Source organism: Evansella cellulosilytica DSM 2522 (assembly GCF_000177235.2).
GTDB classification, from domain to species: Bacteria; Bacillota; Bacilli; order Bacillales; family Salisediminibacteriaceae; genus Evansella; species Evansella cellulosilytica.
This window is the reverse complement of the sequence record NC_014829.1, coordinates 661880-674213: the sequence shown is the minus strand read 5'-3', so window position 1 is coordinate 674213 and position 12334 is coordinate 661880. Positions and strand designations below refer to the sequence as shown.

The window sequence follows — 12334 nt, the reverse complement described above, 5'->3', positions numbered from 1 at the left end:
AGATCACAGACGATCTTCGAAAAATAAAATAAAAACCTTTAGGGGAGGAATTATTCATGTTTATGGATTTTTTACGAAACAACAAAATTGCAGCTGGTCTTTTAACAGTTTTACGTCTTTACTTAGGATGGTCTTGGTTAACAGCAGGATGGGGAAAAGTAACAGGTGGATTTGATGCAGGCGGATATTTAAACGGTGTTGTTGCTAATGAAACTGTTGCAGCTACTTACCCAACGTACCATGCCTTCATTGAGAATTTTGCACTTCCATTTGCAGGAACATTTAGCTTTATGGTCGCTTGGGGAGAGCTTCTTGTAGGATTAGGATTAATATTAGGTGTATTAACAACAGCGGCAGCGTTCTTCGGTATCGTCATGAACTTCGCATTTATGTTTGCAGGTACAGTGTCTACTAACCCATGGATGATCCTTATTACAATCTTCATCTTAGCTGCTGGCTACAATGCAGGTAAATTCGGTGGAGACCGTTGGGTTATCCCTTACCTTCGCTCTGTAATATTCAGAGGGAAACTTGATAAAACAGTAACGAATGCAGCATAGATACACGACATAAATCAAACTCATAAGAAAAAATAAAAACGAGCTTAGTGAAGCTCGTTTTTATTTTTTCTTTGTTTTTTACCTATAAACGAAGGGAGGATGTCTTAAAAGCCATCCTCCTCTTCAATTTTTGAAGAATACCATGCTTCTGAAATATCCACGAGAAGTATCCTTCACCTCCTATAGTCATTTCTTCTTTTGACGGTACAAGTCCATTGTTTTATACCCTTGTGAAAGCACCTCAATCATTTGCTCTTTTCGCTTATCTCTTGTTTTTTGCTGCTTAGCAGAAAATATAAATCGCGCCCAATCTTTCTTGTATCCTGGTGTTAGCTTTTGATAAAAATCAAATTCGTCTTTATTATTTTGAAGCAATTCCTCAACATCCTTCACCATTCCTTCGTAATCTGCAACACATTGGCTTGATGGAATTGATTTTTGTACTTTCTTTTTTTCACGTTTTAACCCAACAACAGTGAATACATCATCCATACTAACCATACGTGAAAACTTTACATCGCTATTGCCAACATAACCATCTTCTCCAACCTTCAACTTAGGAAAAATCTCGTCTCTGTGTACAAAGGTTTGATATCTTTTATTTCCTTTTTTCGGATATGCAATATAAATATACCCTTTTTCGGACAGCTTATTTTCTTTTATTATATGATCTATGTTTTCCATCATTTCCTCTATTGTTTCAACAAAAACAAATATAGCGTCGTGTTCCTTCGTCAAAGTATTTGGATAATCAGCAAATACGCGATAATCCTCTGGTTCATTTAACACAGCCATATTACTATATTTATCTAGCTTTAATTTCCTAATAATTTCCATAGTATGCTCCTTCATCAGTTAATAACATGTTTATTTTAACACTAAAAATGTAGTGATAAAATATCTGGTTAAATGATGAGTCCCTAAGTAAAAAAGTTAGTGATGAATGATGACATTCATCATATATTTCATACAGAGAATAATCAAAGCTTAAAAGAAATGGGTGATACGATGAATCATGTTATATTTTTTGAAGACAATGACCTTTTGTTAAGTCAAATTAGAGATGTTGTACCTCAGGAAGAGGAAGGAATTAAGCTAAAAGGCCGTAAAGGAAAAGTACTTACTGTAAAAAATAAATATAGGAATGTGTACCATGTAGAAGTGGAACTGATGAAAAAAAAGCAAGAAGGCTAACAGAGGCTAACAGGGACGGTTCTCACTCGCCAGTTTGATAGTTTTGCATGATTTGGTCAAAGTTATGTGCGATTCCTTTCAAGTTACAAACGATTTTGATCGAGTTATGTGCGATTTAACACGAGTTTCACGCGATTTGGAAACCAACTGGAAAAACACTTTAATTAGGCTAATAGGGACGGTTCTCCTTTGCATACTTTTTACCTATCAAACCATCCCTTTATTAACTTACATGACTTAATATACATCATTTGACCAGCATAAACCTCTCGCCCATTTTTATTTTTTTACTTACTTATAAATAGACATCTGCATAGGATAAAAGGAAAATGGACTTTCGAGAGGAGAAGAAAATGTATTATCCACCATACCGACCATCCCATTGGCCTAATGCGGTGAACACTCAGTGGAACTATAGCAACGGAGGCTATGACACATGGCTTAACAATCCTAACTATAGGAGTATTAATCCTAAATACCGAGACACGAATCTTGTTGATTACGGATCAAACCCTTTTGTAGTTGATATGGAGACAGTCACGAAGAATAATCAAAATTTCCGGACAGCTTTATGGACAGGTAAACATTTGCAATTAACTTTGATGAGTATCGACGTAGGTGAAGACATCGGCTTGGAGGTTCATCCTCACCTTGATCAGTTCCTTCGAATCGAAGAGGGGCAAGGATTAGTGCAAATGGGCGATAGAAAAGAGTACCTAAATTTCCAACAGCAAGCGTATAAGGATTATGCGATATTTGTACCAGCTGGAAAGTGGCACAACCTTATCAATACAGGTCATCAGCCACTAAAACTATACTCGATCTATGCTCCACCAGAGCATCCATTTGGTACCGTACATGAAACGAAAGCCATTGCAATGGCTGCCGAAAACCATCGTTATTAAGCTTACTTTTTTGAGGATATCCTACATGTTTAAAAGGGGACTGGAAATAGTATATTTACTATTTCCAGTCCCGGAAATTTCGGCGAAAAAGTTGCTCTTTACTTTTTCAGTAACCTCAACAATCAACCTCTGGCATCCCCTCTATTTTTAATCTGTAATTGCTCCTTTGGATGCTGAAGATACTAAACGAGCATATTTCTTTAATGTTCCGCGTATATTTTGCTCTGGTGCTGTCCAATCCTTTAGTCTTTCAGCAAATTCCTCTTCTGTAATATTAACAGTCAACTCCTGTGTCTCACTATCAATTGTAATTAAGTCTCCCTCTGTAATTAATGCAATCGGCCCACCTACTTGTGCTTCTGGAGAAATGTGTCCTACTACAAGCCCATGAGTACCTCCGGAAAAACGGCCATCTGTGATTAAACCAACCTTTTCTCCAAGCCCCTTCCCGACAACAATAGCTGTAATAGATAACATTTCAGCCATGCCAGGTCCACCTTTTGGACCAACATAACGAATAACAATTACATCTCCAGCGTTAATTTTATTATTTAACACAGCTTCGGTTGCTTCTTTCTCAGAATCAAACACACGGGCTGGTCCAGTGATATTTTTTATTTTTAACCCTGACATTTTTGCTACTGCACCTTCTGGAGCAAGATTTCCCTTTAATATTACTAGGGGACCATTTTCTCGTTTCGGTTTTTCAAAAGAAACAATGTTTTGTCCTTCTTTTAAATGATCAACCTCAGCAAGATTCTCAGCAACCGTCTTACCGGTAACAGTTAAGCATTCACCGTGAAGTAGCCCTTTTTCAAGAAGCAGTTTCATTACAGCAGGTACCCCACCAACCTTTGATAATTCTTCCATAACATATTTGCCACTTGGTTTTAAATCGGCAATATGAGGGACACGCTGACGAATTCGTTCAAAGTCATCTAAATCGAGTTCGACATCAACAGTATGAGCTAATGCTAATAAATGAAGTACAGCATTTGTTGATCCCCCCAATGCCATGACAACAGTGATCGCATTTTCAAATGCTTTTTTAGTCATAATATCCTTTGGAAGTATCCCTTGATTCGCAAGATTTAAAACTGCTTTTCCTGCCTCAATACAATCTTCCATTTTTTCAGGGGATTCTGCTGGATTTGATGAACTCCCCGGTAAACTCATCCCCATTGCTTCGATAGCTGATGCCATTGTATTAGCAGTATACATACCACCACATGCCCCTGCACCTGGACATGCATTACATTCAATCTTGTTTAACCCGTCACTATCTATATCTCCATTGTTGTATTTCCCTACTGCTTCGAAGGCAGAAACAATATCAATGTCCTCTCCATCATTTTTGCCTGGACGAATCGTCCCGCCATAAACGAACACAGATGGCAGATTTAGGCGGCCAATTGCTATCATACAGCCAGGCATGTTTTTATCACAGCCACCGATAGCTACAACACCATCGTAGTTTTGGGCTCCAACGACTGTTTCTATAGAATCAGCAATCACTTCTCTACTAGGTAACGAAAAACGCATCCCCTCTGTTCCCATCGAAATACCATCGGAGACGGTAATTGTATTAAAGATGAACGGCGTCCCTCCACCTTCTTTAGCTCCCTGTTTCGCTTTCCTAGCTAATTCATCAATATGCATATTACATGGTGTTACCTCACTCCACGTACTAGCAACTCCTATAAAAGGTTTTTCGAAATCTTCGTCGGTTATGCCCATCGCACGTATCATTGCACGATTTGGAGCCTTGTTAATATCATTAAAAACATTACTGCGGCTTTTTGAATGGTTTGCCATAATTAACTCTCCTCTCTATTATTTATTTCATAAGTATAACAACTAGTTATTAGAATTAAAAATATATTCTAATAAATCACCCCCAAAAATAAAAGTAAAAAAATGAAAAATTATAAAAGCTTACGGTACGAATTACATAAATGATAGAAAAGAAATATGGATATTAGAAGAGCACGATGGAAACGTATGCGATTGATTGAAGTGAACTGATGGTTAAAACGAAAAGACCTACTCATATTAAGGGAGTTAATGCCTATATTTCCCCGACAATTTAGGTCAAAAGGTGGTGTTTTTGTTCCCCCTTATATGAAGATTAGAATGGTAGACAAAGAAATGGGAGTAGTCCTATATGAGAACGCACCCACTGAAACTTATAGAATAGCCGCAATTAATAGAATGCATCCGATATTCAGGAACACACCCCATGATATTCGTTGCATGAAAATATAAAGGTCAGTCCTTTCAGGATTCCTAACACTTAACATGTGTTTCGCTGTAAAAAACAATAATGGAAACTTATAGTCTATTGAAAAACTCCCGAGTTAAAAAATGATTCATGTAAAAAAATAGTGCTACTCCAAGCAAAGTTAAAATGATGATTTGTAAAGGCTTTTTAGTGATGCTGTAATGAATAATATTTTTCACAATGACAACAGCCTCTTTCCTTTGCAACCTACTTGAATACTATTACATACGATTTTTCAGCAATTTAAGTTGCACGTTTTTTATACAAATAAGGAGTATAACTCAAAAGGTAAAAATTCCACCTGTTAAGTCATACTCTTAAAAAAATAGTTTTATATAGTAAAACTTGAAACATTGCTAGTTGCCTTTCTTCTCATCCACTGTGTTGCTGCCCATTTATCTCCAATAACAACTGGTGCTCCCCCATGTAATGTTAGCTCGTTTAAAGTTGTGTCATTGTAGAAGTATTCGAAATATACAGCCATCCCTTTTTTCGGTGCAACATAAAAATTCAGCTTTGGAAAGTATGTTTCTCCACCAGCTTCTACATCATTTAAGTACATCACAAGTGTACTAATTCTTGGGTTATTGACTTTACTATTACCTGACGAAAAATAATCGTAGTGTGCCTTATACTCCTGCCCAATTGCATAATTTAAAATTTGGATTCCCTCTCCGTGGTCTACTGGAATTTTCATAATTTGTGAAACTCTTTTTTCGACTGTCGACACAACATCATTTTCTGCATCATCGAAGAACATGCTACTACTCGTTCTCAAGTCATGAACACTTTTATTACTAATTTTAGATCGCTCAATTCTATCCTTTGACAAGCTTATGAGTTGATCACACTCTTCTTCGCTTAACACATTACCGAGAAGGACGATTAGTGGCTCTTTAATTCTGGCAATAATGTCAATTTTTCGATCGTCTGTGATTATTTTATTCCCTACATGATCAAAAATTGTCGGTTCTTTCACAGGTAATTCATTCATTGGAAGGTTTTTCGCATCCATTGTCAACTTTCATCAACCTCTATTCGTTGTAATATTCAAAAAACTTAAAGGCTTCGTTTCTTTGAAAGCATTAATCCTTCTTTATCTAGCGAGAGTAGAACAAGTATCCTTTCTTCCTCTCTGTGGATGGATCCTTCCCCCTTGCATTCATCAACTTGTAAAAATGATATTTAGAATATATTACACCGTTAAACATAAATATTCTAGCTTTTTTTACGGTCACACGTATTACATATCCTTCTCTTTCTTTTCTATAGGAATCAAAATCTCAAAATGGGGATCGTCTAAATCCCTATCGAGTGGATACTTTTCATGTTTAATTGGTAAGTTTTCAAATGGAACTGTTTCGTCTCGATATGGTTCATAATTACTTTCCTTTAAATATTGAGCGATATCGTCATATGTTTTTCCGATATTTCCGCCTTTTTTATGATTCGTAACTAAGTATGTCATTTCTGGAATATCGATTTCTATCATTCCATCTGGTACTTCTTGCTCTCTCGTAACCTCATAAGCTGAATAATGGGTAAATCCGTCTTGTCTAGTGTGATAGGATAGCCCTAACTGAACAACGGGGGCAACGATATGACTTAATTCTTCCCGCCGATCGCCAGCCTCTTGAATTACCTCTTTTAACCCACTTATTTCAGACCAAGACCCTTCCCACTTTAATCCTATTGCACGGTAAGCAGGTATCTTCACGACTTTATATTTTTCCATTGTTTAACTCTCCTTTATAAAATTTTCATATAAGGCAAAACACGAATCGAACGTATATTCTCATGTTAATTTATTACTTTTCTAATAGCAAGTGTATATATAGTAAGATGACTTAAATAGGAGATTTGGCGGAGGAATTATGGCTATAAATAATCATTACACGGGAAGATAGACATAGTTTTAGACTTAAGAAAACACAAAAACGGGAGGACACTGGATAAGTGAAAGAACACCACTTTTTCAGTGCCTTTTATTTGTGTTGCAATGGCTACGTTCGTCGCGCGCCTTATAGGATAAACCCACTCCTATCAGGCTTTTAAAAGATTGCGACGGCTACGCACATTGCTTGGGGACACTGGAAAAGTGAAAGAACACCACTTTTTCAGTGCCCTCCAAATACGGTTCTTTTTCTTTATCAATCAAAAGATGAAGAACCGCTTCATGCTATGTATGAATAATTATTTTTTCCTTACTGTGCTTTTTGTTCTTCTTCAGGCATAAACCAATAAGAATTCATTCCGGACAATTGTGTGAGTGCTCCATTTGGCATTTGGCGTGCTGCATTGAAAACATTTAAATAATCCCCGACCCCAAATAATAAGCTTAATGTTGCAAATGAAAATAATATATTTTCTATTGCGCCTCCTACAGGAAGAACTATCCACACTACTAATGGAATAAAACCAAATACTATATTAGGTAATAGACTCAGGAAAATAAATCTCCCTTTTGATATGGGAGCCGTACATACGACAAATGCCGCCATCGCTTTTGGACTTACCCATAACTCTACCTCTTTACCTTTTGGAAATAGCATTGCGTGCAGCATTTCATGAGGCAATATCATTAAAAAGGCTAAAAGAAATCCCCAAAGATTAAAGACCGTAAAAGTAACTTCTCCTCCCGCTATTACAAATTTAAGAAAAACTGCAATAGCAATGAGTATTAAAACAGGTATAACAAATAATGAAGCGATTATGTTTAATTGCACCAAATTATCAGGTTCCTTAAATTTCACCGCTCGTTCAGGTAAATCTCCTTTCGGAAGTTGGTCAACACTTTTATAAATTCCTTTCCATACTAGGTTCATACACTTCTCCTCTTTTCATTTGTGTATAAGTCAATTCATATCTAATTTTACAACATATAAGAAAAAACGTTAATAGCAGCTTTATCAAGCTGTTACTAACGTTTTTTTCTTTAAACCGTAAATTCTCCCTCTGTTTTAAATCTAGCATTCCGTGCTTCCTTAGTTTTTACCACTAATATTTAAGGCACCTTCTCACATGTACAACGTGCTCTATTATTCTTCATTATCCTTATTGTTAGCTAACGAGATCCTTGTCTTATATAAGGATGAGCGTGCTGTCATGTAAAGGAAAAGGTCATTTTCTTGCTGGTTACTAAATAGGATACACGCTGGCCTTTCAGGCACTTTTAACTCTTTTAGTATTTCCCCGTCTTTATTAAAGACATATATTTCTCCGTCTGGAACATAAATGTTCCCTTTTATGTCAGTAGCGACGTTAAATTCGCCCTTTTCTATCAATATTCTAGGGTTAGTCAAAAGTCCGTTAGCTGTTACATCATATTTTACGGTGCGTTTATAATATTCATCTACTCCATAAAAATGCTTTTCTGGATATGCTTCAAGTAAAGAGCATGCCCTCATTAAATCATATGTTACAGGTATGATTGTCACGCCGTCCTCAGCTACATAACACTCTTGCGGCTCTTCCACAGTTGCGGTTAGGAAGTCACCACTATCCCTCCAGCGGTTTGCAGGGTATAAGGCCTTTTTCACAGTTTCTACAGAAGCTAGTGGCCTCGTCTCTAACACTTGCATGCTTTCTTCTGGTTTATTAGGGTCAATAGAGTATACTTTTATTGTTGAGCCGGTATTATACCAGAAGCTATAGGAGGATCCTTTAGCATCCTCTGTTTTCGAATAAACTTCAGGCTTTCCATTTATCGTTGCACCTTTTGATGGGAAATACTCCACAACAACAAGAAGACGATCTTCTTCATCACATGCAATCGACCTAGGGCGGTGATGAATATCTGTTACCAAGCTTAAACATTCTTCTTTAGCAGACCACTTATATATCCGCTTCAAGCGCGAATCAACAAAGAATAAATTCCCTTTACTATCCTGACACATCGCATCAACAAACTCAAAACCACCTGCTAGCTTCTCAAAGGAGTCATGTCTTTCTGATATCCTATTTTTATTCGTTTTATTTTGTTTTCCACTCAAGAATAGTCTACTAATTTGCCAAGGTCGAACTTCTGTGCTTGTATTCACATCAAACAATACATTGTCCATCGTGTACTTCACTTGAGTAAAATTATGCACATTTAAAAGTTCTAAACTTTCGCAGTCCCACGTTTTCATCGCATATGGATATGGAGTATCTAGCCAAATCGTCCTAAAGAAATATAAATTTGCGAAAGTGATATTCTTACAATTTTGTAATTCAAGCGGCAAGCAATTTGTACTTTCAGCTGCTTCCTCTTCAAATTGTAAAGCTAGTGCCTGCCAATTTTCTACATCCTTAAACTTCACTTCATTCCGCACGTGATGCTCTACGGACATTGCATAAATATATCCAGGCGTATCGGTATGAGAAACATACAATCCTGCCGAAGCGTATGGGCTTGCTGTCCAAATATCCTTGAATACACCGCCTCCACCATTAGTTACCCAAAGACTCCAATATTGTGAGTCCCATCTGAGGTCGGGGTTATAATCAGCTGTACGGCTGTCATTGTATAAAGGCACATAAGATAAGTCCTTGCTCATCGCTCCATGACCGCCCATAAATTTCACATCATTCATATAGGACTCTGCTCCAGCCATCCATTTACAACCGACAGCTCGCGTATTTCTCGCTCCAGTATCCAAACCAATTCCGAATACGATATTTGCTCCGCCTTTTGGTGCCTCAAGTAATGGTTTTGGTGCTCCAAAGCCACTAAAGCTTTCTGTATTGTCTTTCACGATTATTTGGGTAGAGATAGGGTTTAAGCCAATGAGTACTGTATCCTCTCTTAACGTGATCGTATCATTTACGACATAACAGCCTTGCGGGAGATAAATGGTCCGATACGTATCTATCGCTTTTTGGATTGCCTCCGTATCGTTACATTCTCCGTCACCAATAGCCCCTAGTGTCTTAATATTTACCCACGTGCTCATTGGCGGTAACGATGGGATATTAGATTGTATGTTTAATGAAAAATGGTCTAATTCTTTGAAATCGTATATCGTTTGTATATCCGCTGCTGCATCTATATCTTCCATACAAACACCATGAGTCAATGTCCTTACTTTGTAATCTGTGATTCGCCCTTCCACTTTTTTCTCACTTTCTCGAAATTGTGCAAACATTGCCACCCTACTGCACGATACGTTGCGTACATTAACTTGGGTAAATGAATTATGCTCATTACTGATTACTAATGCAGGCCCACTAATGTTTTCAAATCGACTATCTTCAATATATAATTTCTCATAAAAACCTTCCGTCGTTTCAATGACTGTCGGTGTATTCTTGGCAACCATCCGTGTAATCGTTAATCCTGCTTCCTTGGATTGAATAGCAGCTTTACGCTGTCCTTCAAAATATGTATCTACCATCATAAACGGCCATGCTGGTGAAGTTTTTGTCGTATAAATACCATAATCACCACCAAAAAATCGTACATCTTCAATTTCATTTCCAACATCAAAAATACCTGCCTTACCATCTCCGATATGAATGTCTACATGCGCAATAAAAGAATGCTGGGCAAAATGTGTTCTAAGTGCAACAGCTGAGGGATTCCCCTTGCTTATTTTAATATCAATATTGGACAGTGCACTATAAAAAGTGCCCGCATTTGCATCCTTTACCTCTTCACCTTCTTTTGGAACAGTGTCAGTGAACCAAAACATATAATTTGCTCGCCCTTTATCGCTCGGCACCTCCTCTTGGAAGCCTGGAGTATTCTCACCGAGAATGAATGTAGGTCGTTTCTTACCATAACCTATTAAACGTACCGCTTTCGGAATATATATTGTCTCACTTATGCGATAAATTCCTTCTGGAACAAAAACAATTCCAAAATTAAACGTATCCTTTACTTGATTAATTGCCGCTTGAATTGCTGACGTATCATCAGCTTGGCCATCTCCTTTCACCTCAAAGTTTTCACTTGTAAGGTATACGGCTTGATCATCTTCTAATCGGTCTTGATAAAAAGAATAGCTATGTACTATATCAGTTTTAGACATGGTCGTTCCTCCTTTTCGACATGACAATTTTGATGCTTATGATTTTTACCATGGAAGGCTATTATTTTGTAAGTGCTTTTTCCAAAGTGATTTTAGCTGTTCCACTTTAGTTTCGTCCATCATACCTTGGCTTGCTGAAACATTTTCATTTAACTGTATGATATTTTTTGCTCCTGGAATAATGGTTGATACCTCCTCATGAGCAAGGATAAATTGGAGTGCGCTTTGTGTCAGACTTTGGCTCGGATCTACGATTTTCTTTATCTCCTTAAGCATGTTTGTTCTTCTTTCAATAATATCTTTGCTCCACCTTCTTCTTATATCAGTAAAGGTGCTATTTGATCCATATTTACCAGAGAGCCATCCAGAGTCTAACGGCACCTTAATAATGAGACCAATCCCATTTTCCTTTGCAGCTTTAAACGCTTCACTCGTCTCTTGGTGAAAAATATTGAACATGACTTCCATCACTTGACTGTTTGTCGTTTCGATTACTTGAAACATCTCTTTGCTCGAATCTACAGAGGCACCGTAAGATAGTATCTTCCCTTCCCTTTTTAACTTCTCAAGCACCTCAAAATGATGACTACCTCCATTTAAGTATTCAAACGGTGGATTATGTAAAAGAAGTGTATCCAGATAATCTGTTTGGAGTCTTTTTAAACTTTTATGAACAGAGTTTTCTATTTCATGAGGATCAAAATTAATGCTGCCATCATCTTGATGACCGAATTTACTACTAATGATTACCTCATTCCGTTTACCTTTTAATGCTTTTCCGAGTATTTCTTCGCTCTTTCCTAAACCATAATTTGGCGCGGTATCGAAAAAGTTACACCCTAGGCTTAATGCATGGTGTACAAGTTCGATGCCCTCCTTTTCAGACATGACATCCCAATCTTTCGCATTCCCTAGCTGCCAAGAACCTAGTCCAATTTCAGAAATTGTCTTGCCAGTGCTTCCGAGTACCCGTTGTTTCATTCTGTATTGATTCTCCCTTCTTTTTTCTTTTGCAACCAAATACAGTATTTCATAGTGAAGGTCTTTCCATTTCATCCGAAGCGCTTTCGGTTTATGAGGAAAGCGCTCTCACTATATAGAGTTCCATACATATTATAAAAATCCTACTATAAATTTTAATACTTTAATAACTAATATGATTTATCCTTATTTGGCAAACGAGATCCGTCCCCATTAGCTGTAGTCAATTTTTTTTCTTAATTTTAAATTTTCTATTGCTATTTTTAATAGATGTTGATAATCTTAAGGGGCGTTAAAATGGAAAGCTAATATTCGACATAACAGGTCTTTCCTAGCAGATAATTTTGACCACTCCTTTCTTAGGAAGTCTAGGCCATGCGGACAGCCGGGTCAAATGCCGAT

10 protein-coding genes are annotated in these 12334 nt (G+C 37.2%); 3 read left to right on the top strand and 7 right to left on the bottom strand.

What is annotated here, in order from left to right:
• The first annotated feature begins 56 nt into the window (after positions 1-56).
• Positions 57-560: a DoxX family membrane protein gene (locus BCELL_RS03095; protein ID WP_013487211.1), complete on the top strand. Its 504-nt coding sequence runs from the start codon at positions 57-59 to the stop codon at positions 558-560.
• A 186-nt stretch (positions 561-746) separates the two neighbouring features.
• On the opposite strand, the gene BCELL_RS03090 is transcribed toward BCELL_RS03095, so the two are convergent.
• Positions 747-1397 carry a YdeI/OmpD-associated family protein gene (locus tag BCELL_RS03090; protein WP_013487210.1) on the bottom strand — a complete coding sequence of 217 codons (651 nt, stop codon included), beginning with the start codon at positions 1395-1397 and terminating at the stop codon, positions 747-749.
• A gap of 102 nt (positions 1398-1499) precedes the next feature.
• Here BCELL_RS03090 and BCELL_RS03085 point away from each other — a divergent pair, with 102 nt between their 5' ends.
• Together BCELL_RS03085 and BCELL_RS03080 are read left to right on the top strand one after the other, a co-directional pair.
• A complete protein-coding gene (locus tag BCELL_RS03085) occupies positions 1500-1754 on the top strand; it encodes a hypothetical protein (RefSeq protein WP_013487209.1) in 255 nt (84 codons plus the stop codon).
• Between the two features lie 353 nt (positions 1755-2107).
• Positions 2108-2659: a cupin domain-containing protein gene (locus BCELL_RS03080; RefSeq protein ID WP_013487208.1), complete on the top strand. Its 552-nt coding sequence runs from the start codon at positions 2108-2110 to the stop codon at positions 2657-2659.
• 147 nt (positions 2660-2806) lie between these two features.
• On the opposite strand, the gene ilvD is transcribed toward BCELL_RS03080, so the two are convergent.
• The 6 genes from ilvD to BCELL_RS03050 all read right to left on the bottom strand — a co-directional run bounded on the left by ilvD (position 2807) and on the right by BCELL_RS03050 (position 11932).
• Positions 2807-4474, bottom strand: a complete 1668-nt coding sequence (ilvD, locus tag BCELL_RS03075; RefSeq protein ID WP_013487207.1) for a dihydroxy-acid dehydratase — start codon at positions 4472-4474, stop codon at positions 2807-2809.
• Positions 4475-5271: 797 nt separating this feature from the next.
• Positions 5272-5961 carry a 2OG-Fe(II) oxygenase gene (locus BCELL_RS03070; RefSeq protein WP_013487206.1) on the bottom strand — a complete coding sequence of 230 codons (690 nt, stop codon included), beginning with the start codon at positions 5959-5961 and terminating at the stop codon, positions 5272-5274.
• 222 nt (positions 5962-6183) lie between these two features.
• A complete protein-coding gene (locus tag BCELL_RS03065) occupies positions 6184-6675 on the bottom strand; it encodes a GyrI-like domain-containing protein (protein ID WP_013487205.1) in 492 nt (163 codons plus the stop codon).
• Between the two features lie 469 nt (positions 6676-7144).
• The gene (locus BCELL_RS03060; RefSeq protein ID WP_013487204.1) at positions 7145-7765 is read right to left on the bottom strand and encodes a DUF3267 domain-containing protein; all 621 of its coding nucleotides are present in this window, start codon (positions 7763-7765) and stop codon (positions 7145-7147) included.
• A 213-nt stretch (positions 7766-7978) separates the two neighbouring features.
• The gene (locus BCELL_RS03055; protein ID WP_013487202.1) at positions 7979-10951 is read right to left on the bottom strand and encodes a glycosyl hydrolase family 28-related protein; all 2973 of its coding nucleotides are present in this window, start codon (positions 10949-10951) and stop codon (positions 7979-7981) included.
• A 45-nt stretch (positions 10952-10996) separates the two neighbouring features.
• On the bottom strand, positions 10997-11932 hold the full coding sequence (locus BCELL_RS03050; RefSeq protein WP_013487201.1) for an aldo/keto reductase: 936 nt from the start codon (positions 11930-11932) through the stop codon (positions 10997-10999).
• Between the last annotated feature and the right edge of the window lie 402 nt (positions 11933-12334).

Coding starts and splice junctions, on each gene's coding strand:
- BCELL_RS03095 (WP_013487211.1), top strand. CDS start 57: ATGTTTATGGATTTTTTACGAAACAACAAAATTGCAGCTGGTCTTTTA.
- BCELL_RS03085 (WP_013487209.1), top strand. CDS start 1,500: ATGAATGATGACATTCATCATATATTTCATACAGAGAATAATCAAAGC.
- BCELL_RS03090 (WP_013487210.1), bottom strand. CDS start 1,397: ATGGAAATTATTAGGAAATTAAAGCTAGATAAATATAGTAATATGGCT.
- BCELL_RS03060 (WP_013487204.1), bottom strand. CDS start 7,765: ATGAACCTAGTATGGAAAGGAATTTATAAAAGTGTTGACCAACTTCCG.
- ilvD (WP_013487207.1), bottom strand. CDS start 4,474: ATGGCAAACCATTCAAAAAGCCGCAGTAATGTTTTTAATGATATTAAC.
- BCELL_RS03065 (WP_013487205.1), bottom strand. CDS start 6,675: ATGGAAAAATATAAAGTCGTGAAGATACCTGCTTACCGTGCAATAGGA.
- BCELL_RS03080 (WP_013487208.1), top strand. CDS start 2,108: ATGTATTATCCACCATACCGACCATCCCATTGGCCTAATGCGGTGAAC.
- BCELL_RS03050 (WP_013487201.1), bottom strand. CDS start 11,932: ATGAAACAACGGGTACTCGGAAGCACTGGCAAGACAATTTCTGAAATT.
- BCELL_RS03055 (WP_013487202.1), bottom strand. CDS start 10,951: ATGTCTAAAACTGATATAGTACATAGCTATTCTTTTTATCAAGACCGA.